Source organism: Streptomyces sp. x-80 (assembly GCF_046549095.1).
Classification (GTDB): domain Bacteria; phylum Actinomycetota; class Actinomycetes; order Streptomycetales; family Streptomycetaceae; genus Streptomyces; species Streptomyces celluloflavus.
Genome location: NZ_JAJPWM010000004.1, coordinates 422,917 through 443,216, shown reverse-complemented (window position 1 = coordinate 443,216; position 20,300 = coordinate 422,917). Strand labels below are relative to the sequence as shown.

At 68.3% G+C, this 20,300-nt stretch carries 21 protein-coding genes; 10 read left to right on the top strand and 11 right to left on the bottom strand.

Annotated elements, in window-relative coordinates:
- Positions 1-160: 160 nt before the first annotated feature.
- Positions 161-1,198: an L-glyceraldehyde 3-phosphate reductase gene (gene mgrA, locus ACLJWH_RS10030; protein ID WP_411141242.1), complete on the bottom strand. Its 1,038-nt coding sequence runs from the start codon at positions 1,196-1,198 to the stop codon at positions 161-163.
- 122 nt (positions 1,199-1,320) lie between these two features.
- Here mgrA and ACLJWH_RS10025 point away from each other — a divergent pair, with 122 nt between their 5' ends.
- The 4 genes from ACLJWH_RS10025 to ACLJWH_RS10010 all read left to right on the top strand — a co-directional run bounded on the left by ACLJWH_RS10025 (position 1,321) and on the right by ACLJWH_RS10010 (position 6,636).
- Positions 1,321-2,118: an isoprenyl transferase gene (locus ACLJWH_RS10025; protein WP_411141241.1), complete on the top strand. Its 798-nt coding sequence runs from the start codon at positions 1,321-1,323 to the stop codon at positions 2,116-2,118.
- 439 nt (positions 2,119-2,557) lie between these two features.
- Positions 2,558-3,880, top strand: coding sequence for a PhoH family protein (locus tag ACLJWH_RS10020; RefSeq protein ID WP_052855881.1), 1,323 nt, complete (start codon positions 2,558-2,560; stop codon positions 3,878-3,880).
- Positions 3,881-4,310: 430 nt separating this feature from the next.
- Positions 4,311-5,018, top strand: coding sequence for a transglycosylase SLT domain-containing protein (locus ACLJWH_RS10015; RefSeq protein ID WP_411141240.1), 708 nt, complete (start codon positions 4,311-4,313; stop codon positions 5,016-5,018).
- A 136-nt stretch (positions 5,019-5,154) separates the two neighbouring features.
- Positions 5,155-6,636: an AI-2E family transporter gene (locus ACLJWH_RS10010; RefSeq protein ID WP_411141239.1), complete on the top strand. Its 1,482-nt coding sequence runs from the start codon at positions 5,155-5,157 to the stop codon at positions 6,634-6,636.
- 279 nt (positions 6,637-6,915) lie between these two features.
- Here ACLJWH_RS10010 and ACLJWH_RS10005 read toward each other — a convergent pair whose 3' ends face one another.
- The 6 genes from ACLJWH_RS10005 to ACLJWH_RS09980 all read right to left on the bottom strand — a co-directional run bounded on the left by ACLJWH_RS10005 (position 6,916) and on the right by ACLJWH_RS09980 (position 11,803).
- Positions 6,916-7,449: an alkyl hydroperoxide reductase gene (locus tag ACLJWH_RS10005; protein ID WP_411141238.1), complete on the bottom strand. Its 534-nt coding sequence runs from the start codon at positions 7,447-7,449 to the stop codon at positions 6,916-6,918.
- Between the two features lie 6 nt (positions 7,450-7,455).
- Positions 7,456-8,010, bottom strand: coding sequence for a peroxiredoxin (locus tag ACLJWH_RS10000; protein WP_052855877.1), 555 nt, complete (start codon positions 8,008-8,010; stop codon positions 7,456-7,458).
- A gap of 333 nt (positions 8,011-8,343) precedes the next feature.
- Positions 8,344-8,700 carry a hypothetical protein gene (locus tag ACLJWH_RS09995; protein WP_411141237.1) on the bottom strand — a complete coding sequence of 119 codons (357 nt, stop codon included), beginning with the start codon at positions 8,698-8,700 and terminating at the stop codon, positions 8,344-8,346.
- Between the two features lie 97 nt (positions 8,701-8,797).
- Complete coding sequence (locus tag ACLJWH_RS09990) at positions 8,798-9,781, bottom strand: radical SAM/SPASM domain-containing protein (protein ID WP_411141236.1); 984 nt, start codon at positions 9,779-9,781, stop codon at positions 8,798-8,800.
- 888 nt (positions 9,782-10,669) lie between these two features.
- Positions 10,670-11,197, bottom strand: a complete 528-nt coding sequence (locus ACLJWH_RS09985; protein WP_411141235.1) for an NUDIX hydrolase — start codon at positions 11,195-11,197, stop codon at positions 10,670-10,672.
- A 189-nt stretch (positions 11,198-11,386) separates the two neighbouring features.
- Positions 11,387-11,803 carry a hypothetical protein gene (locus ACLJWH_RS09980; RefSeq protein WP_411141234.1) on the bottom strand — a complete coding sequence of 139 codons (417 nt, stop codon included), beginning with the start codon at positions 11,801-11,803 and terminating at the stop codon, positions 11,387-11,389.
- Positions 11,804-11,915: 112 nt separating this feature from the next.
- On the opposite strand from ACLJWH_RS09980, the gene ACLJWH_RS09975 reads away from it, so the two are divergent.
- From ACLJWH_RS09975 to ACLJWH_RS09955, 5 genes are all read left to right on the top strand, one after another.
- Positions 11,916-12,752: a helix-turn-helix domain-containing protein gene (locus tag ACLJWH_RS09975; RefSeq protein WP_411141233.1), complete on the top strand. Its 837-nt coding sequence runs from the start codon at positions 11,916-11,918 to the stop codon at positions 12,750-12,752.
- A complete protein-coding gene (locus ACLJWH_RS09970) occupies positions 12,749-12,952 on the top strand; it encodes a DUF397 domain-containing protein (RefSeq protein ID WP_411141232.1) in 204 nt (67 codons plus the stop codon). Before ACLJWH_RS09975 ends, ACLJWH_RS09970 begins: the two co-directional genes overlap by 4 nt.
- Before the next feature lie 107 nt (positions 12,953-13,059).
- Positions 13,060-13,224, top strand: a complete 165-nt coding sequence (locus ACLJWH_RS09965; protein ID WP_411141231.1) for a histone-like nucleoid-structuring protein Lsr2 — start codon at positions 13,060-13,062, stop codon at positions 13,222-13,224.
- Between the two features lie 15 nt (positions 13,225-13,239).
- Positions 13,240-13,443 carry a hypothetical protein gene (locus ACLJWH_RS09960; RefSeq protein WP_411141230.1) on the top strand — a complete coding sequence of 68 codons (204 nt, stop codon included), beginning with the start codon at positions 13,240-13,242 and terminating at the stop codon, positions 13,441-13,443.
- A 632-nt stretch (positions 13,444-14,075) separates the two neighbouring features.
- Positions 14,076-14,528, top strand: coding sequence for a hypothetical protein (locus tag ACLJWH_RS09955; RefSeq protein ID WP_411141229.1), 453 nt, complete (start codon positions 14,076-14,078; stop codon positions 14,526-14,528).
- A gap of 318 nt (positions 14,529-14,846) precedes the next feature.
- Here ACLJWH_RS09955 and ACLJWH_RS09950 read toward each other — a convergent pair whose 3' ends face one another.
- The gene (locus ACLJWH_RS09950) at positions 14,847-15,131 is read right to left on the bottom strand and encodes a hypothetical protein (protein WP_411141228.1); all 285 of its coding nucleotides are present in this window, start codon (positions 15,129-15,131) and stop codon (positions 14,847-14,849) included.
- 473 nt (positions 15,132-15,604) lie between these two features.
- Between ACLJWH_RS09950 and ACLJWH_RS09945 the strand changes: the two genes are divergently transcribed.
- Positions 15,605-16,606 carry a LysR substrate-binding domain-containing protein gene (locus tag ACLJWH_RS09945; RefSeq protein ID WP_411141227.1) on the top strand — a complete coding sequence of 334 codons (1,002 nt, stop codon included), beginning with the start codon at positions 15,605-15,607 and terminating at the stop codon, positions 16,604-16,606.
- On the opposite strand, the gene ACLJWH_RS09940 is transcribed toward ACLJWH_RS09945, so the two are convergent.
- Genes ACLJWH_RS09940 through ACLJWH_RS09930 form a run of 3 tightly spaced genes read right to left on the bottom strand, consistent with a single transcriptional unit; the run spans position 16,592 to position 20,237 of the window.
- The gene (locus ACLJWH_RS09940) at positions 16,592-19,030 is read right to left on the bottom strand and encodes an FtsX-like permease family protein (protein ID WP_411141226.1); all 2,439 of its coding nucleotides are present in this window, start codon (positions 19,028-19,030) and stop codon (positions 16,592-16,594) included. The genes ACLJWH_RS09945 and ACLJWH_RS09940 overlap by 15 nt on opposite strands.
- The gene (locus ACLJWH_RS09935) at positions 19,027-19,716 is read right to left on the bottom strand and encodes an ABC transporter ATP-binding protein (protein WP_411141225.1); all 690 of its coding nucleotides are present in this window, start codon (positions 19,714-19,716) and stop codon (positions 19,027-19,029) included. The genes ACLJWH_RS09940 and ACLJWH_RS09935 overlap by 4 nt, the downstream gene beginning before the upstream one ends.
- Entirely contained in the window at positions 19,713-20,237 is a 525-nt protein-coding gene (locus ACLJWH_RS09930; RefSeq protein ID WP_411141224.1) for a PadR family transcriptional regulator, read from the bottom strand. Before ACLJWH_RS09930 ends, ACLJWH_RS09935 begins: the two co-directional genes overlap by 4 nt.
- Positions 20,238-20,300 lie beyond the last annotated feature (63 nt).

Here is a 20,300-nt window from a genome sequence, read left to right as displayed (position 1 = left end):
CCCCACGGACCGGCCCGCTTTTTGTTGCCCGGGGCCCGGCCCGTATGCGGCGGGACCCACGCCCGCCGCATACGGGCCGGACCCCGCCGGGGCGGACCGGCGGGCGGCCCCGCTCCGCCGTCGGCGTCCCGCGCCCGCCCGGCGCACGCCGGGCATCCGCTCAGCCCCGGCCCGACCAGATGTCCACGCCTTCCGTGGACGTCGCGAACTCGTCGATCTCGGCCAGCTCGGCATCCGTGATCTTGGGGGCGCTGACCGCCGCGACATTCGCGTCCAGCTGGGCCACGCTGCTGGCGCCGATCAGCGCGGAGGTCATCCGCTCGTCGCGCAGCACCCAGGCCAGCGCCAGCTGGGCCAGCGACTGGCCACGGCGGGCGGCGATGTCGTTCAGGCCGCGGAGCCGCCGTACGACGTCGTCCGACAGCAGGTCCGGGTCCAGGGACTTGCCCTGCGTGGCGCGCGAGCCCTCGGGAATGCCGCGCAGGTACTTGTCGGTGAGCAGGCCCTGTGCCAGCGGCACGAAGGAGATGCAGCCCATGCCCTCCTCTTCGAGGGTGTCCAGCAGCCCGTCGTCCTCGGTCCAGCGGTTGATCATCGAGTACGAGGGCTGGTGGATCAGCGCCGGGACGCCCATCTCGCGCAGGATGCGGGCCGCCTCGGCCGTCTGCTCGGCGTTGTAGGAGGAGACGCCGGCGTACAGCGCCTTGCCCTGCTGGACGGCGGACGCCAGGGCGCCCATCGTCTCCTCCAGTGGGGTGTTCGGGTCGAAGCGGTGCGAGTAGAAAATATCGACGTAATCGACGCCCATCCGCTTCAGCGAGGCGTCCAGCGACGACAGGAGATATTTCCGCGAACCCCATTCGCCGTAGGGGCCGGGGTGCATCAGATATCCGGCCTTCGTCGAGAGAAGAAGCTCGTCACGGTAAGGGCGGAAGTCCTGCGCGAAGATCTTCCCGAAGTTCAGCTCGGCGGAGCCGGCCGGCGGGCCGTAGTTGTTGGCCAGGTCGAAGTGGGTGATGCCGAGATCGAAGGCGTGGCGGAGGATGTCCCGCTGGGAACTCAGCGTGCGGTCGTCGCCGAAGTTGTGCCACAGTCCGAGGGAGATAGCGGGGAGTTTGAGGCCGCTGCGGCCCGCGCGCCGGTACTCCATCGAGTCATAGCGCGATTCCGCGGCGCGGTAGGGCGAGGTATCAGTCATGGTCACCTCCCTATCACGTGCCTCTGACATACCTGATTGGGCTGTCGAGTCGCCCGAGACGTAAAGTTGCCCACTTGAGGCGACGGGGCGACCGCCATTGGCACGGAGGGGCTGGACCACACATGCTGCGATCTTCCGGGGTGCGCATCCCGTATCCGCCTGCACTGCGCAATCTGGTCTACCGGCTGTACGCGCGCCGGGTCGAGGGCCGGCTGGACCACAGCCAGGTGCCCAAGCACATCGGCGTCATCCTCGACGGCAACCGCCGCTGGGCGCGGGCCGACGGACGGACCCCCGAGCAGGGCCACCAGGCGGGCGCGGTCAAGATCGGCGAGCTGCTCGGCTGGTGCGAGGAGACCGACGTCGAGGTGGTCACCCTCTGGCTGCTCTCGACGGACAACCTCGACCGGCCCGAGGTGGAGCTGACCCCGCTGCTCGGCATCATCGAGAACACCGTGCGCAATCTGGCGGCCGACGGCCGCTGGCGGGTGCATCACGTCGGCAACGCCGATCTGCTGCCCTCGCACACCCAGCAGGTGCTCAAGGAGGCCGAGCAGGAGACCCTCGACAACACCGGCATCCTGGTGAACGTCGCGGTCGGGTACGGCGGCCGGCAGGAGATCGCGGACGCGGTCCGTTCGCTGCTGCTGGAGCACGCCGAGCGCGGCACCTCCTTCGAGGAGCTCGCCGAGATCGTCGACATCGAGCACATCTCCGAGCATCTCTACACGCGCGGCCAGCCGGACCCGGACCTGGTGATCCGTACGAGCGGCGAGCAGCGGCTGTCGGGCTTCATGCTCTGGCAGAGCGCCCATTCGGAGTACTACTTCTGCGAGGTCTTCTGGCCGGCGTTCCGGAAGGTCGACTTCCTGCGCGCACTGCGCGACTACGCCGCCCGGCACCGCCGTTACGGCTTCTGACGGACGGACCGCACTTTCCGGACAGCCGTTTCTGGCCGTTCTCCGGAGTGCGCACACGGCGTGCGGGCGCCACCCGGGCGCCCCGCCGGCCGCCCGGCCCGTCCCGACGGGCCCTCTCCCGGGGCGCGTTGCCCCGCGCGAAGATCACCGGTAACCAAAGGTTCACCGGCCGTGCGTCATATGCCATGGCATGGGTACGGCCTTTCGCGGGAATATCCCTTGCAGGTCGGCGTCCGGAAACAAGACATCGGGCGCCGTATCTCAGCGGACGGCACGGGGTCGTCCGCCCGGGAGGCCCTTTGCATATCTCGGACGATCGTGCGCAACGCACGGACGACGCGGAGGGCCGGTGTTCGGCCCGCGCAGCGTGGCCAGAACCCGGTCCCATCCCCCGCGACGCCGTCGCACCCCGACCTCATCCGAGGGGGTTCGTCCACCCGTGGTGAACAGCAAGAAGCGCCGTGAGAACGGCCGGCGCACTTATGTCCTCGACACCAGCGTCCTGCTGGCAGATCCAGGCGCCATGTCCCGCTTCGACGAGCACGAGGTCGTGCTGCCGGTCGTCGTGGTCACGGAGCTGGAGGCGAAGAGGCACCATCCCGAGCTCGGCTACTTCGCGCGGCAGGCACTGCGCCTTCTGGACGAGTACCGGGTGCAGTTCGGGCGGCTGGACGCCCCCATCCCCATCGGGGGGCTCGGCGGGACGCTCAGAGTGGAGCTGAACCACTCCGACCCGGTGATCCTGCCGGCCGGCTACCGGCTCGGTGACAACGACTCACGCATCCTCGCGGTGGCCCGCAACCTCCAGGCCGAGGGGTATGACGTCACGGTCGTCTCCAAGGATCTGCCGCTGCGCATCAAGGCGTCCTCGGTCGGGCTGCTGGCCGAGGAGTACCGCGCCGAACTCGCCATCACCGACTCCGGCTGGACGGGGATGGCCGAGCTGACCGTCACCGCCGAGCAGGTGGACGATCTCTTCGCCGCCGAGAGCACCCATGTACCGGAGGCCGCAGAACTCCCGGTGCACACCGGACTCGTGCTCCAGTCCGAGCGCGGCAAGGCGCTCGGCCGGATCACCGCGGAGGGCGCGGTACGGCTGGTGCGGGGCGACCGGGAGGCGTTCGGGATCCACGGCCGCAGCGCCGAACAGCGGATCGCGCTGGATCTGCTGCTCGACCCGGAGGTCGGGATCGTCTCGATGGGCGGCCGGGCCGGTACGGGGAAGTCGGCGCTGGCGCTCTGCGCGGGCCTGGAGGCGGTACTGGAGCGTCAGCAGCACCGCAAGGTGATGGTCTTCCGGCCGCTGTACGCCGTCGGCGGGCAGGAGCTGGGCTATCTGCCGGGCAGCGAGGCGGAGAAGATGAGCCCCTGGGCGCAGGCCGTCTTCGACACGCTGTCCGCGGTGACCACCAAGGACGTCATCGAGGAGGTGGTCGGGCGCGGCATGCTGGAGGTGCTGCCGCTCACCCACATCCGGGGGCGCTCGCTGCACGACGCGTTCGTCATCGTGGACGAGGCCCAGTCACTGGAGCGGAACGTCCTGCTGACGGTGCTGTCCCGGATCGGCGCCAACTCCCGGGTCGTGCTGACCCATGATGTCGCGCAGCGCGACAACCTCCGGGTCGGGCGGTACGACGGCGTGGTCGCGGTCGTCGAGAAGCTCAAGGGCCATCCGCTCTTCGCCCACGTCACGCTCAACCGCTCGGAGCGGTCGCCGATCGCGGCGCTGGTGACCGAAATGCTGGAGGACGGCAGGATCTGACCACGTGTGGAACACCGCGCCGCCCGGCGAAGCGCAGCAGCCTAGCCGGGCGGCGCCGTGCTGTGCGCGGATATCCGAAAATCCAGGGGAACAAGCGAGGTGTGAGCTTTCACACGCAACGGAGAATTGATTCCCGGCGTCTCGTTCGGGCAGAGTCTGGGTCCTGTCAGGCCCCGCATACGGCATCCCCAGCACTCCTGGGGCCCCCGGAGAGAACGCCGGGGGGTGAGGAACACCCCGAACTTCATAGCGCGTCGCCGTATGCCGCCCGAGCACCACGCGGACCCCGAGGGGGACGTACCGGGTCAGTGCCTCCCGTGACCAGCCGTTCCCTGTTGTTCAACAGGGGGCGGAACAAGGGGAGACCAGCGCCAGGGGCACGATTGCGTCCGCGAGGTCACCTATGCGGCCGATGCTGGAAGGAAAACGTGTGAGCCGGATCTCGGTCCGGGGATTCGCCGTGGCCTCCGCCACCGCGGTCACCACCGTCGGCGCCGTTGTCGGCGTCGCTGCGGGCGGCACTCAGGGCTCGGTCGCCAACACCGAGGCCGCCGCCGCCGATGCGACCATCGCCGATATCCCCGCGGGCCAGCAGGCCCAGGTACAGACGGCGTCCCTGACGCAGCAGGCGGACGTCCAGTCCACCCAGGCCGACACGGCCGCCCTCAAGTCCGCGCAGGAGTCGGCCCGCAAGGCCGCCGCCCAGACCGCGCAGGACAAGAAGGACGCGGCGGACGAGAAGGCGGCGAAGGCCGAGAAGGACGCCAAGGAGCGCAAGGAGAAGGAGCTTGCCGCCTCCCGCTCCGCCACGCGCGACGCGAGCGACTTCACCGCCAAGAGCTCGTACAGCGTCGCCGAGGTGCAGAACATGGCGCGCCAGATGATCCCGGCCGACCAGTTCCAGTGCTTCAGCAACATCGTGAACCACGAGTCGACCTGGAACTACCGGGCCGTCAACGCCTCCTCGGGCGCCTACGGCCTCGTCCAGGCGCTGCCCGGCACCAAGATGTCCTCGGCGGGCGCGGACTGGCAGACGAACCCGGCCACGCAGATCAAGTGGGGCCTGAACTACATGAACTCGCGGTACAACAGCCCCTGTGGTGCCTGGTCGTTCTGGCAGGCCAACAGCTGGTACTAGGCCCGCCCGGCCAGGACCGCGGCGACCACCGCACCTCCGAAACCCCCGACCGCGACCGCGGCGGGGGTTTCGTGCATCCGGCACGGGTAACGTCGTGTCGACAGTTGTGTGATGCGGGAGGGGAAGAGGAAGAGACATGTCCAGATTGCCTCAGTGGGTCGGTGGCCTCGGCGCCGGTCTGACGCGGCTCGCGCAGCGGCTGGAGGACCAGCGCCGCCGTGCGGAAGCCGCGGCGGCGGCCGGAGACCCGGACGAGCTGAGGCGTGCCGAGCACGCGGACGCCGGCGGCGGTACCGGTGGCCCGGCGGCGCCCGGCGGCTCCGGGACGGAGCGGCCGGCCGGTCCGGTCGGCGAGGCCCGGCCGGACCCGGCGGAGGAGGCCGGGACCGGGGAGGCGCCGGCGGACGCGCGCCCGCCGGAGTCGGTGCCCGCCCCGCCCGCGTACGCGCCGGCCGTGTCGGCCCGCCCGGATCCGGTCGCCGCGGTGCCGTGGGGCGTACGGGTCGCCGCCGAGATCGGCTGGCGGCTGCTCGTCCTGGCCGCGGCGCTGTGGGTGCTGGCGCAGGTCATCACCAGTATCGAACTGGTCGTGCTGGCCTTCGTGGCGGCGCTGCTGATCACCGCGCTGCTCCAGCCCACCGTGGCCTGGCTGCGGCGCCGCAGGGTGCCGCGCGGGCTGGCCACCGCGCTGACGTTCATCTCCGGGTTCGTCGTCATGGGCCTGGTCGGCTGGTTCGTGGTGTGGCAGGTCCAGGACAACATCGACTCGGTCTCCAGCCGTATCCAGGAGGGCATCACCGAGCTGAAGGGCTGGCTGCTGGACAGCCCGTTCCATGTGACCGAGGATCAGATCAACCGGATCGCCAAGAACCTCCAGGACGCGGTCGGCGCCAATACCGAGGCGATCACCTCGGCCGGTCTGGAGGGCGTCACCGTCGTCTTCGAGGTGCTCGCCGGCATCCTGCTCGCGATGTTCACCACCCTCTTCCTGCTCTACGACGGCCGCCGCATCTGGACCTGGCTGCTCAAGCTCGTACCGGGCGCGGCCCGCGAGGGCCTGGCGGGCGCGGGGCCGCGGGCCTGGCGGACGCTGACCGCCTACGTTCGCGGCACGGTGATAGTGGCGATGATCGACGCGTTCTTCATCGGCATCGGGCTGTACTTCCTCGACGTGCCGCTGGCCGTCCCGCTCGCCGTCTTCATCTTCCTGTTCGCCTTCATTCCCCTGGTGGGCGCGGTGATCTCGGGCGCGCTGGCGTGTGTCGTCTCGCTGGTCACCCAGGGTGTGTTCACGGCCCTGCTGGTACTGGCCGTCGTCCTGGCGGTCCAGCAGATCGAGGGCCACGTCCTGCAACCGTTCATCCTGGGCCGCGCGGTCCGCGTCCACCCGCTCGCGGTCATCCTGTCGGTCGCGGCCGGCGGCCTGGTGGCGGGGATCGGCGGCGCCGTGGTCGCGGTGCCGCTGGTGGCGGTCACCAACACCGTCGTCGGCTACCTCCGCGCCTACTCCCGGGAACAGGCGCTACGGATGACGCCGGCGCCGCACGGTGCCACGGCCATCGGGGTCGCCCCCACGCCGAGCCCCGCGCCGGGGCCGGGGGAACGGCCGCCGGAGTAGGGGGAGGGGCGCGCAGGGGCCGCGGGGATCATCCCCGTGGCCCGGTGACCCCGTCCCGTACACCCCGTCACCCGTCCTCCGCGCCCCGTCCCCAGTGGCCCCGCGTGTCCCGTACCGCCACCGGGGACGCACAGAACCCCGCAGACAGGATGTCTGCGGGGTTCTGCTTTTTCTGTGTCCTGCCCGGCGCATCCGGAGCCGTCCGGATCGTCGCGACTGCCCGGATCACCCGGACTGCTCGCGCCGATCGTGCCGATCGCGGCGCTCGGGCTGCCCGGACTACTCGGCGAGCGTGGCCTCGGCGTCGAGCGTGGCGCCGACGGCCTCCAGGACGGCCGCGATCTTGACGGCCTCCTGGATCGTCTCGCGGTCCACACCGGCGGCGCGCAGCACCTGCTCGTGCGAGTCCAGGCACCGGCCGCAGCCGTTGATGGCCGAGACGGCCAGCGACCACAGCTCGAAGTCGACCTTCTCCACGCCCGGGTTGCCGATCACGTTCATCCGCAGACCGGCACGGAGCGTCCCGTACTCCGGGTCGGAGAGGAGGTGGCGGGTCCGGTAGAAGACGTTGTTCATCGCCATGATGGCGGCGGCCGACTTGGCGGCGGCGTACGCCTCGGGGGAGAGGTTCGCCTTGGCCTGCGGCTCCAGCTCCTTGAGGACGCGCGGCGAGCGCGAGGCGATCGCGCAGGCCAGGACGGTGCCCCAGAGCTGCTGCTGGGGCAGCTCGCTGTTGCCGATCACCGAACCGAGGTTCAGCTTCAGATCCTTGGCGAAGTCCGGTATCGAGGACTTCAGTTCATCGAGAGCCATACCGGGTCACTCGCCCGACAGAAGCGCAACCGGGTCGAGGGTCTCGTCACCCTTGGACCAGTTGCAGGGGCACAGCTCGTCGGTCTGGAGGGCGTCCAGCACCCGCAGGACCTCCTTGGGGTTACGGCCGACGGAGCCGGCGGTCACCATGGTGAACTGGATCTCGTTGTTCTGGTCGACGATGAAGACGGCGCGCTGCGCGAAGCCGTCCTCGCCCTCGATGCCCAGGGCGCGCATGAGCTCGTGCTTCGAGTCGGCGAGCATCGGGAAGGGCAGGTCGGTCAGGTCCGGGTGGTCCTTGCGCCAGGCGTGGTGCACGAACTCGGAGTCACCGGAGAAGCCGAGGATCTGCGCGTCGCGGTCGGCGAACTCCTCGTTCAGCTTGCCGAAGGCGGCGATCTCCGTCGGGCACACGAAGGTGAAGTCCTTGGGCCACGCGAAGACGATCTTCCACTTGCCCTCGTAGGTCTTGTGGTTGATCTGCTCGAACTCCTTGCCGGAGTCGAGCGAGACGCAGGCGGTCAGGTCGAACTCGGGGAACTTGTCACCGACAGTGAGCACGTGCTCTCCTTGCGACGCAGGAAGTCCCTTTTGGGGTCTTTCCTAGGGGGTTGGACGGTTCACACAGTGCCACAGGAGTCATTGATCACGGAAATAGCCAGATGGGCTGGGGTTGATTGGTTATGGCTATCAGTCGCTGTGCGAGGGCGCCGTGATCAATGAGATCAGCAGGGTCGGGCCGGGCTCACTCCGAGCCGGGAAGGCCGCGCGGAAGGCCCCTTCGCAGAGCGCAGGAGTCCACCGCTCTGCCGGCATCGCCGTGTCACTGACAGCGAGAAGCCCCGTCCGCCTGCCACGGGGGAACGGCAGACGGACGGGGCGGTCTTCCGGGGCTCAGCCCTCTTGCGTCTCCTTCAGGTATCCACGGGAAGCTTCGATGAAGACCTCCCGTGCTTTCTTGAACGACACCCAGTCTTGTTCTTTGGTGCTTGCGCGTCCCAGGTGCCGGAGCTGTTCGACAAGGGCTTGAGCTTCCTTGTGCGGCCCGGTGGGTTCAACCGTGATGACGTTGCAGGCATCGCGCGTGACGGCATATGCCTTGTCCCGTGCTGCGGTGGCTGCTTCGGGAGTGGCGTAACGTCCTTCGGCTTCCCAGTAGCACACGGACGATTCTTGGTCTGCTGCGCTCAGGAAGGCCGCGAAGGCGTCGCGTCGTGCGAGGTACAGCGCGAGAGGGGCAGGCGTGCTCATGTGTGCTCTCCGTGCGTCCAGGGACTGAGGCGCAGCCACGCTACTCGGGTGCGTCTCAGTCATCACTGGCTTGTCTTGAAGTTCCTTCTTCTGGGCATCAGCAGTCGGTACCTGCGATGCCGGGATTCCGGTAGCGCACCGACCGGTGCGGCGAAGTGATCGGGGGCGTCAGTCGTCGCACTGCATCCCCCGATCCCCCTGAATCGTCGGTCGGCCCGCATGCCGCATCCGGGGCGCAGGCGAGTTGGGGTGCGCAGGTTTCGAAGGACGGACCGCAGTCGGGCAGGCAGCTCGGATCGCCGCCGGCTCGGGCCTTCTCAGGGAAGGCGTGGGCGAGTTCGGCGCGGGCCCCTTGCATGGGGACGCCGTGGTAGATCTCCCGGATGCTCTGCTCGCGGACGTTACCCACGGGCATCCAGCGTGCGAATACACAGGGCCAGACGTCACCGTTCGAAGAGACGGCCATCTTGCTCCGGCCGCACCTGCCGCAGAGCTTCTTGATGTCCGGTGCTGCACCGTCCGCTGCCCGGCCGAACGGGCGGATCTTGTCCGTCCGTACGTCCCGGATGCCGACATCCAGAAGATCGCGCCGCCCCTCCTTGCCGCGTTGTCCCTCCAGCACGTTGATCACGTTGCCACGCAGGGGGATTCCGTACTTCTTGGCCTTCTCGACGTTGGCGCGGGTGCGTTGGTGCGAACCCCTGCTCGCGGTCACGTCGTCGTGGTCGTCGGGGGCGTCGGAGTAGTAGCTGAACGCGAGCGAGACACCGTTCCCGCGGAGGGCGGACCAGGCTTCGTCCGTGATGTGGGTGAGGTTGCTGAACACCTCGACCTGCATGTCTCGGGCGCGGGCATGACGGACCAGTTCAGCGAACTGGGGGTGCATGGTGGGTTCACCGCCGATGAACTGGCAGTGACGGGTGCCGAGTGCGGCCAGTTCATCGATGGCACGGAACCAGTCTTCCAGTGCCATGGTGCCGTGGTCGCCCTGTGGGGACGAGTCGGCGTAACAGTGGCGGCAGCTGAGGTTGCAGAGCCCGGTGATCTCCAGCCATACGAACTGGGGGGCGAGTAATGCCATGTCCAGTCTCCTTTGACTTGTCCTTTTGCCTGGATGAGGGATGGTGCGTGCCCGCTCGCGTGCTGTTCTTCCTTCTGATATCGGCCTTGCCGAACCGCCCCAATCGCTCCGGAGCGGGCATTGCCCGCCCCTGCCGGGATCCCTGGGCCGGTGCCATCCGGCAGGGGCGGAGTCAATGTGTGCAAATGGTCAGCTCGCGCTGCGGTCGTCCATCGCGGATCCCCCCTTTCTGTCGCAAGCGGATTGATGTCCGACCGGCTGACTGCCGTCACGCAGACAGTCGGTCGGGTCGGTGCCCGTTCCCGCTGAAATTCGATGAGCAGGGACGGAAGCTAGAGGCAGGGGCCTGTATGGCCTTCGAAGAGCGAGCAGGATGGCGCTGCGCAGTCGTCCAGTTCGGACACTACGGATAGGTGGCCACGCCACCGGATCCACAGGGCCCCGACAGGCAACTCATGCACGACTGCGCAGTGCCATCCCCAGTGATCAGGCAGTAAAAAGCAGGTCTGCGGAGACTCGTGGTCCGGAACGGGCGACGCTCCATAGGGGAGGTGTGTGGACGCATAGCACCACGGGCTGATCAAGCCTTGGGCTTGCAGATCGGCGACCATGGATACGGCTAATGACGGGTCTTTCGTGAGGCGCCGGACCAAATCCGATCCAACGAAGTGGTCCACAGTCATCCCCTTATCCTGGTTCAGATACGGTGCGGGGCGCCCGGAAGTGAAGTGCGAATCTGTCCGGGCGCCCCGCTTCATGCTCCCCACTGCATCTCTGAAACCAACGCAAAAGGAGATGGGGGCCACGTCTCAGGGCCCTCCGCGAGGAGCACGCCCGGCAGGAAACCTACCGGGGGTATTACGGGGTCAAAATGCGAGAGCTCGGCCCTCAGAAAGCGGCCAGATGTGATTTAAAACGCCGTACAAAGCCCGGTGTACCGATGTCGGCGAGGGGGAACCAGGCCGCCTTGCCGTTCTCCAGCGTGGCCGGGAGAAGGCCATCGGAGTGGGCTCGATAGAGGTACCGAAAGCAGTACCGCGTACGAGCGTCCTGAGGGGCAGCTGGCGAAAGGTCGATCAGGAAGGGGCCGTCGAGTTCCGGGGCTGCCCGGGTTTCGCGGACGCCTGCGAGGGTCAGCGCACGCGTGGCCGTGTCGCGGAGGGAGTCGTCTCCGCCCTCCAGGAGCGCTTCGGGAAAGACGTACCGCTCGCCGTCCCACAGCGCCAGGGCGCAATCCTCCTCATTGACCACCAGGGCGCCGGCCGTGATCACAGGGCACCGACCTGGGTGGGTGCAGAGGCCCCGCCGTACGTGGTCGCGGATCGCGTCGTACAGCGGTATCAGCGGTGAGGACTCTGCGGGATGCAGGCGCATGTAGCCGGTGAGTTCACGCACAACATGACTGGTGGCGGTCATGGACGTCCCCTTTCCGAGGAGTTTGATGCGCGGGCCGGCCCCCCGTTCCGGCCCGCGCCCGGTCATCGCGTGACCGGAGAACTGGCGTTGGGCGTCACTTGTGGTGGCTGCCGGAGATGCCGATGGCGAGCACGAAGGCCAAGGCCGCCAGGCATGTGAGGTACGTGACGACGCGGCGCTGTTCAGGCGTCACGGATGACCATCCGGACGCTCACCACCGTCGATCTCCTGCAAGGCCGTCAGGCTCAGGGCCTCGCTGAGGGTCGCAGGGCGGCAAAAGTTCAGGAGCGCGTCCCAGGGGTCTCCGACGGAACGACTCAGCACGAGACATTCACCGTTGACCGCAAGGATCTTCCCGACCTTGGCGCGAGTTGTGTCGACAACGGCCGCACCAACACGGAAGGGTTCGCGCGCAGCCTGGACAATGCGCGCCAGTTCCCTGGCAGTTGCGTAGTTGACCGTGCCGAGATGCATGAGGTGGTGCTCTCCGGGCGCTCCGTAGTCCACGTGCAGCTCCGGGAGATCAAGCCCGACGGCCGGTAAGGCCGTCCGCAGCTCGCGGAACAACGCGTCAAACGCCTCTTCAGAGGTCCTAACAGCGGACATGACTACGCCTCCTGACTGAGTCGTCGTAGGTGGAGCCGAGGCGACTCAGCGTGGACTAGAGTCCCTGGACTCAGCAAACTCGTAGACGCGATCGGTTAGTTGGGAGACTTCAGTGAATCGCAAGGAGCTGAACCCGGACAGCTCGCCGCAAGCGGCCTTCGGTGCACGATTGCGCAGCTTGCGGGAGTCTCGTGGGTGGAAGCAGAGTGATCTAGCGGTCCCGATGGGATATACCGCGTCGCATATTTCGTCCGTCGAAACTGGGTACAAGCTCGCAACCTTGCGGTTTTCGCGCACGGCCGATCAAGTCTTTGGCCTGGCCGGCACCGCAGAGTCGTTCGAGCGCCAGTTCCGCGAGATCAGGCATGGTGCGTTGCTGGAGGGTTTCCCGGAGTACTTGGGACACGAAGGCCGTGCCGCGGAGATCCGACTGTTTGAGTCGGGATTGATCCCTGGTCCACTTCAGACACGGGAGTACGCGCAGGCGCTGGCCGACAGCGCTGTGCGGCGCGGCGTCATCACAGATGAACAGGCAGATGAGCGGGTCTCGTTCCTGATAGAGCGTCAAGCCGCTCTGGTACGACCCCTGCCGCCCGTGGTGATCGTGGTGCTGGACGAGAGCTGTGTTCGCCGACCGATCGGGGGCCCCGGAGTCATGGGTGCTCAGCTTGACCGGTTGGTGGAGTTTGCGAAGCAGTCGAACACTGTGCTCCAGCTCGCTCCCTACTCCATTGGTGAGCGCCGTCCGTTCGATCGGCTGGTCAACTTGCTCACGTTGCACGACCGATCCGTAGTTTCCTACGTCGAGTCGCAAACCCAAGGGCAGTTGGACCGTGAACTCGCTTCCGTGTTGCCGCTGGTGAGGGCCTACCATCAACTACAGGCCGAAGCGCTGTCTCAGGCGGCATCCGTGGCAATGATCGAGCAGTTACGAAAGGGCACCCCGTGACGACCGACTCTCCCTCCATCCTCTGGGTCAAATCCTCCTACAGCAACAACGGCGGGTCTTGCGTCGAATGGGCCCCCACGTCCTCTACCGGCACCGTCCCCGTCCGTGACTCGAAGGACCCGAGCGGGCCCGTGCTCACGATCGCCCCGGGCGCGTGGTCCTCGTTCGTCTCAGCCGTCAAGGGCGACAAGTTCGCCTGACCCTGCCCCAACTCGACCACAAGCCCCGTCGTCCTGATGAAGGATGGCGGGGCTGTGCCGTACCTAAATGGAGTCGGCGATCCCGTGACCTTTTTATTCTCCGGCACTTGGCGCAGAAGGTAATCACCATCTACACAGAAGACCTCACGGGCGAAGAGTCCGCGGAGGCCGCAACTCACACCATCTCCCTCGACGGTGTGGCATATGAGATCGACCTCGGCCCGGACGGCTACGACCAGCAACGTTCTCGGGATGCAGGTGCGTCGGCCTGAGGAGACCCTGACCTTATGGCCGCACGGATCGTCGTACATCCCCTCAGCCGCACAGGTGGCCGTCGCGTCAGCGCCGACGGCACGGACCTGGGCCTGGCGATGGACAAACGGGATCTCCTGGAGTTCCTCCGCAGAGCCGGCCTTGACCCAGACGCCATCGACCTCGACGACAGCACGCTCATCGAGTGGCGTGGGGGAGGCCCTGACATCTGGGAGTGACGGAGGCGCTGCCTCAACTGGTGGGGCCTTCCCCATCCGCGGACTGCTCGGCTAGCTACACGACTTGACCGGACAAGACTTCACTTCTCCTGACCAGATCCACCGCTTCGCGATGCTGCACCAGGGCCTCGTCCTCCGTCGGCGCGCTATCGCGCAGCGTGCGCCAGCTCGTTCCGGCGTCAGAGGAGACCCCAGTGGCAGACATCGCTCCGACCACGTCCGCTATCCCTCCCACACTGTCCGCACCAGGACGTTGCCGACCTCGTCCTGGGCGACAACGGAGTAAGCCGCATCCTTCCGCAGCCTTGCCCGGTCCGCCGTATCGATGGCAAGTCCTTGCCGGTCCCTGTAAGGGATGGCGGCATCCTCCCACTCGTGTCCGGCACGGCAGCCGCCTCACTCGTCGTACGCCTCGCCCGAGAGGAGGTTCTGCACCATTTCTGCAATGACAGGGCCGCAGTCCCATAGCCCGGCGCTACGCAATGGATAGTCGGCCGGCAGACGAACTTCGACTAGGTGCTGTCCCGTTGGGAGATCACCCGGGAGACTAATCGCGTGGATGTCGCCGTTGTTCGGTCGCAGGCGCGGCGATACGGCCGCTGTCGCGAGATGGCGCAGGGAAGGGATCTCGATTGATCACGGATCTGACGATCATCCGGATTGGCCAGGCCGTGCAGCTCAGCCACAGCGGCGAGCGGGAGGCCGCTCGCCGCCAGTTCGCAGAGATCTGGGACGAGATCGGCGGCGAGCAGGGGGATCCCTTGCAGGGTTGCATGCTGGCGCATGCGAGGGCCGATGTGCAGGACGACGTGCACGAGGAGCTGATCTGGGACCAGCGAGCGCTGGCGGCCGTTGGCCTGATCACCGATGCGCGAGTCGTGCAGGTCGGGGTGCCGGTTCCGGTGGCCGGGCTGTACCCCTCGCTGCACCTGAACTTGAGCGAGTGTTATCGCAAGCTGGGCGATCTCGATCGTGCTCGTGACCACCTCCAGCGCGCGCGGGAAACGATCGGCGCGCTCGGCGATGACGAGTACGGGCGGCTGATCAGGAAGGGCCTGGAGCAGTTGGCTGAACGGCTGCGCTGACCTGGCATCGGTGACCGCAGAACCAAACGGGTGGGGCTTTTCCGCGCTGAGATAGTCGGTCAGGGCTGGCTTCAGAGGAGGTGCCGCATAGCCCGACGGTGTGTCGCGAGGCCGATGGTTCTTACTCAATCGTTGAATAAGTAAGGTCGGGGCGTAACCTCAGGATTGAGTAAATGACCCGTGACTGACGATCACCAGATGTGTGCGTAGGCGGAGGAACGGCCTCGGCTGGCGGTTCCGATCGAGGTAGATAGCCATTACCCCGCCCAACGTTTGACCTATTCAATTCTCGCTCTTGTTCATGATTGTTTTATCTAATTACTTGGCCTGGCTGTCAGGCTCTTTTGTTTTGGGGCTTCCGCATGCCTTGCAGGGGTGTCGTTCGACGTGCTCGGCAATTTCGGTGCGGAAGTAGTAGATGTCCGTGATCCAGCCCGTGCAATGGGGTGTGGCGCACGGTGCGCTGCATTCCCGTGTGCCGCCATGGGGTGTCTGGCGGGGGTAGCGGGTGCAGAAGAGGCAGGGGAACAGGCTGATCCCGTCGCCGTTTTCGAGGACGGCGATCGCTTCCGCGGTGTGGCAATTGGGGCAGATGGAGGCCATGTCGGCACGCTAGGGCCCGGAATTGCCGGCGGTCCGGCCGTGGAGGGGCGGTTCACTCGATCGTGTGCGGGCCGGCGTTCGTGCAGTTCATACAGTTCAGGCAGTTCGTGACGTGGTGGCGGCATGGGCCGAGACGGTGCCCGTTGCTCCGGTGGTGCGCGGCGGGTGATGGCCGTATTGCTGTGCCCTCCTCGATATTGAAATATCCGTACAGTCCGCCCGAAAAGGGCCGCATCGAAATATCGGTATCGGGATGGCCGAATCAAAATGACCGCATCGGACGGCCGGACAGGAGTAGTCGTACAGAAACAGTCGTACAGGAGCAGTCGTACAGAAACAGCCGTACAGAAACAGCCGTATCGAAATCACCGAACCGTCAGGCGTTGATGTTGATCAGGTTCTCCGTCGATGCTCCCCGTCCATTGATAGAGGAACCCGCTAGACTGAGGGAAGTTGATCGAAGGTGGTTATCAGTGGCTTCTCCAGTGGGGTCCGGAGGGCGGGCGCGGCAGCCGAGTCTGGCGCAGTTGCGGGCGTTCGTCGCGGTGGCCGAGCAGTTGCATTTCCGGGAGGCGGCGGCCGAGATCGGGATGAGCCAGCCCGCGCTGTCGGGGGCGGTCGCGGCGCTGGAGGAGGCGCTCGGTGTGCAGTTGCTGGAGCGTACGACGCGCAAGGTGCTGCTCTCGCCGGCCGGGGAGCGGGTGGCGGCGCGGGCCCGTACGGTGCTGGAGGCGGTCGGCGAGCTGATGGAGGAGGCGGAGGCGGCGCGGGCGCCGTTCACCGGGGTGCTGCGGTTCGGGGTGATTCCGACCGTGGCGCCGTATCTGCTGCCGACCGTGCTGCGGCTGGTGCAGGAGACCTATCCGGAGCTGGACCTCCAGGTCCATGAGGAGCAGACCCCGTCGCTGCTGGACGGGCTGGCGCACGGACGGCTCGATCTGCTGCTGCTCGCGGTGCCGCTCGGCGTACCGCAGATCACCGAACTCCCGCTCTTCGACGAGGACTTCGTACTGGTCGCGCCGAAGGACCACTGGCTGGGCGGGCGCGACGACATCCCGCGGCAGGCGCTCAAGGAGCTGGATCTGCTGCTGCTCGACGAGGGGCACTGCCTGCGCGACCAGGCGCTGGACATCTGCCGCGAGGCCGGGCGGGAGGTGGGTGCCCCGGTGACGACCAGCGCGGCGGGGCTGTCGACGCTGGTGCAGCTGGTGGCCGGCGGGCTGGGGGTGACGCTGCTGCCGTGCACCGCGCTGCGGGTGGAGACCGGCCGCAACGACCAGCTGACGACGGGGTACTTCGCGGATCCGGTGCCCTCCCGGCGGATCGCGCTGGCGATGCGCGGCGGGTCGGCGCGGCAGCGCGAGTTCGAGGAGTTCGCGGCCGCGCTGCGGGTGGCGCTGCGGCATCTGCCCGTGCGGATCGTGGACGGACCGTCCGCCGCCACCTCGTGCCGCCAGCGGCTACTCGGTCCGTAGACCCTCCGGCCGCATCATGCGCCACAGGGCCGGCAGCGAGAGGGCGGTGACGAAGAGGATCACCCCGCCGCCGATGCCGGTCATGCCCGCCACCGCGGCCCAGTCCACCATCACCGCGCTGTCGATCATCGTCAGCAGCAGTGAGCCCAGCGCGAGACCGCAGCCCAGCGCCAGACCCAGGCCGAGCACGACGGGGATCGCCGTCTGCCACAGGACGGACCAGCCGAGCGTCGCGCGCCGGGTGCCGATGGCGTCGAGAGCGGACAGCAGCCGGCGGCGCTCGTAGAGCTGCTCGACGGTGGAGATGATCAGGCCCGCGCCGATCAGCAGCAGGGTGACCACCGCGCCGACGAACAGGCCGTTGCGGACGCCGGAGAGCTGCGCGTCGTGCGGATTGTCGATCTCGGAGTGCTCGTACATCGTCGGATCGATGCGCGCCGCGGTGTTGCGGATGCGCTCCACGGTGTCCGGGTCGCCGCTGTCGCTGCTGACCTGGATTTCCAGGAACGGGTGGTCGAACCGGGTGAGGTCGAAGGCGGACGGGGTGGCCAGGATGCCGTACGAGTGGCGGCCCGGACCGAATCCGGGGGTCAGCAGCCGGGCGGGGCGGGCGGTCGAGGGGATCTTCCAGGGGCGCGGGGACGCCGGGTCGTCCTCCGAGAACCGAGGGTTCAGGTCGATGGTCGTGCCGGGCGCGAAGGCGTTGTCCTTGGCGCGGAAGCCGGTGAGGAAGAGCTCGCCGTCCCGGCAGGAGGGGAGCGCGGCCAGCTTGCGCAGTTCCGCGCAGCTGCCGACGGCGACCGACCCGAAGTGGTTGTCGGATCCGTCGTGGCCCGCGGCGGGCAGTGCGCCGACGGACGCGTCGATCGTGCCGCTGGCCGCCGTCACGCCGGGGGTGGCCCGCAGCGCGGTGAGCGCCCGGTCGGCCTGCCGCCAGTCGTCGGTCGAGCCCAGCAGGCCGATGCCCGGCCGCTCCTCGGCCGATTTGGCGTAGGCGTCGGCGTACCCGACCTTCATGCCGGTGAGGAGCATCTGTATCGCGATGGCGCCGGCCAGTGCGACGGTGATGCCGCTGACCGCGCGGGTGGCCGTGCCGCTGTTCAGCTGGAGGCGGCGGGTGGCCAGCTGCCAGGGGACCGGTCCGCCGCGCAGCCGCCCGACCACCGCGTCGACCAGCCAGGGCAGCAGCGCGGTGACACCGAACAGCAGCAGTACCGAGCCGGCCGTGAGCCGGAGGGTGTTCAGCGAGGTGTCGGTCCAGGTCTGCTCGGCGGACATCGGGACGAGCAGCAGCGCGCCGACGAGGGGCAGCAGCACCCGCCACCACAGCCGGCGCCGGACGGGCGGGCGGTGGCGGACCACGCCCAGCGGTTCGACCGTGATACCGCGCTGCGCGAACAGCGTGATGACGACGGAGGCCGCGGGCACCAGTACGGCGATCAGCGCCGCGGCGAGCGGGCTCGGGGCGATGTCCGCGGGGAAGACGTTCACATCCCAGAGCGTGACCACCGACGCGAACTGCCGGCCGCCCAGGAACAGCCCGGCGCCCCCGGCCAGCCCCAGCAGCGAACCGAACAGCGCCTCGCCGGAGGCGATCCGGCGGGTCGTGGGGATATCGGCGCCGACCAGCCGGAGTGCGGCCAGCCGGCGTTCGCGGCGCTCGTTGCCGTACCGCACGGAGGTGCCGAGGAAGACCATGACGGGCATCAGCAGCGCCACACAGGTCATCACCACGAGAAGCACGGTGGGCGCCTGCATCGGCCGCGGCTCGTACTCCTTGCCGAAGTGGTCGATGCGGTAGGCGCGGGGCGAGGGCAGGGTGGCGCTGCCCGCGTAGTAGGTGAGTTCGGCCGGGCCGCGCAGGCCCTCGGCGCGGATGACACCGGCCACCTCGTAGTCCAGCCGCGCGCGCAGCAGCGCGCTCCCGGGGGCGTCCAGCAGTTCCTTGAGGGCGGGGGAGACCATCATCCGGCCGGGGCCGGGGAGCTGGTCGATACCGGGGGGTACGGGGGGATGCGCGCCGTCCGGCCGCACCAGGCGGCCGCGGATCTGCGCGCCGCGGAAGACGGTGTCGGCCGAGGTGTAGAGCACGGTGTCGTCGGCGGGGGCCGGCGGGTGGAGCTGGCCGAGGTTCTCCCGCGCCTTCTCCCGGCTGTGCCAGGAGTCCATCAGGGTCGGCACGGACGTGCCGAGCAGCAGGACGGCCACGCCCAGGGCGACGCCGACGGCGGTCAGCGCCGTACGGATCCAGCCCTCGCGGCCGCCACCGGCCGCGAACCGCATCCCCAGGACGAGGTCGTGGGCCCAGCCGACGGGTCCGGGGCGCGCGGTCGCGGGCAGCGGCGCGGGCGGGGGCTGGTGCGCGGGCGGGGGCTGACCGGTTCTGCCGCCGCGCCGCCCGGCCGCCGGGCGGAGCAGGCTCATATCAAGCCCGCCAGCATGTCCTTCACTCTGCCGTCGCGGACGACGATCTCGCGGTCGGAGTAGGCGGCGACCCGGGCTTCGTGGGTGACCAGGACGACGGCGGCGTTGGTGTCGCGGGCGGCGTCGGTCAGCAGGCTCATGACGCGTTCGCCGTTGAGGGAGTCGAGGGCGCCGGTGGGTTCGTCGGCGAAGACGACCCGGGGCGCGGTGGCCAGGGCGCGGGCGACGGCGACCCGCTGGCCCTGGCCGCCGGAGACCTCACCGGGCCGCTGGCCCCGCACGGTCTCGACCTCCAGCCGCTCCAGCCAGGTGCGGGCCTGCCGCTCGGCGTCCTTGCGCTTGGCGCCGTTCAGCCGCAGCGGCAGCGCGACGTTCTCCAGGCAGGTCAGTTCGGGGACCAGCTGGCCGAACTGGAAGACGAAGCCGAAGTCGCTGCGGCGCAGGGCGCTGCGCTGGACGTCGTTGAGGCCGGTGAGCGTGTGGGGGCCGTAGCGGACGGTCCCCGAGTCCGGCTGGATGATCCCGGCGAGGCAGTGCAGCAGGGTCGATTTGCCGGAGCCGGAGGGGCCCATGACGGCGACGACCTCCCCGGGGTGGATGGAGAAGTCGGCGCCGTCCAGCGCGGGCGTGGCCCCGTATGTCTTGTGCAGTCCCTCGGCGGAGAGCAGGGATCCGTCCGGGGTCATGTACGGACCGCCTCCGCCAGCCGGTCCAGCCGGGCCGCGGTCAGTTCGAGCCAGCGCAGGTCCGCTTCGAGGTGGAACAGCGCGTGGTCGCAGATCAGCTGGTCGGCGAGGTCGCCGCCGCGCTTGCGCTCGGTCAGTCCGCGCATCAGCCGCAGATGTTCGGTGCGCTGGGTGTCCAGCAGCTCGGCGGCGTTCCGGCCGGTCAGCAGGGCGAGGACGATCTTGGTGTAGAGCGTCGACTGGAGGTAGGGCTCGGGCTTCTCGGGACGGGCCAGCCACTGCGCGACATCGGTGACACCGGCGTCGGTGATGGCGTACCGCTTGCGCTCCGGGCCCGCACCGGCCTCGACGCCGTCCACCTCGACCAGGCCGTGCTTCAGCAGCCGGGACATCGTGGAGTAGACCTGACCGTAGTGCAGCGGGCGGTCCTGGCCGAAGTGCTCGTCGAAGGCCCGCTTGAGGTCGTAGCCATGGCGGGGGCCGGACTCCAGGAGGCCCAGCAGCGTATGACCGATTGACATGGCGACCACCTTACGTCGTGGGTGTATCCATGGTGTATACGCACGCTGTATAGCTGTGCAAGA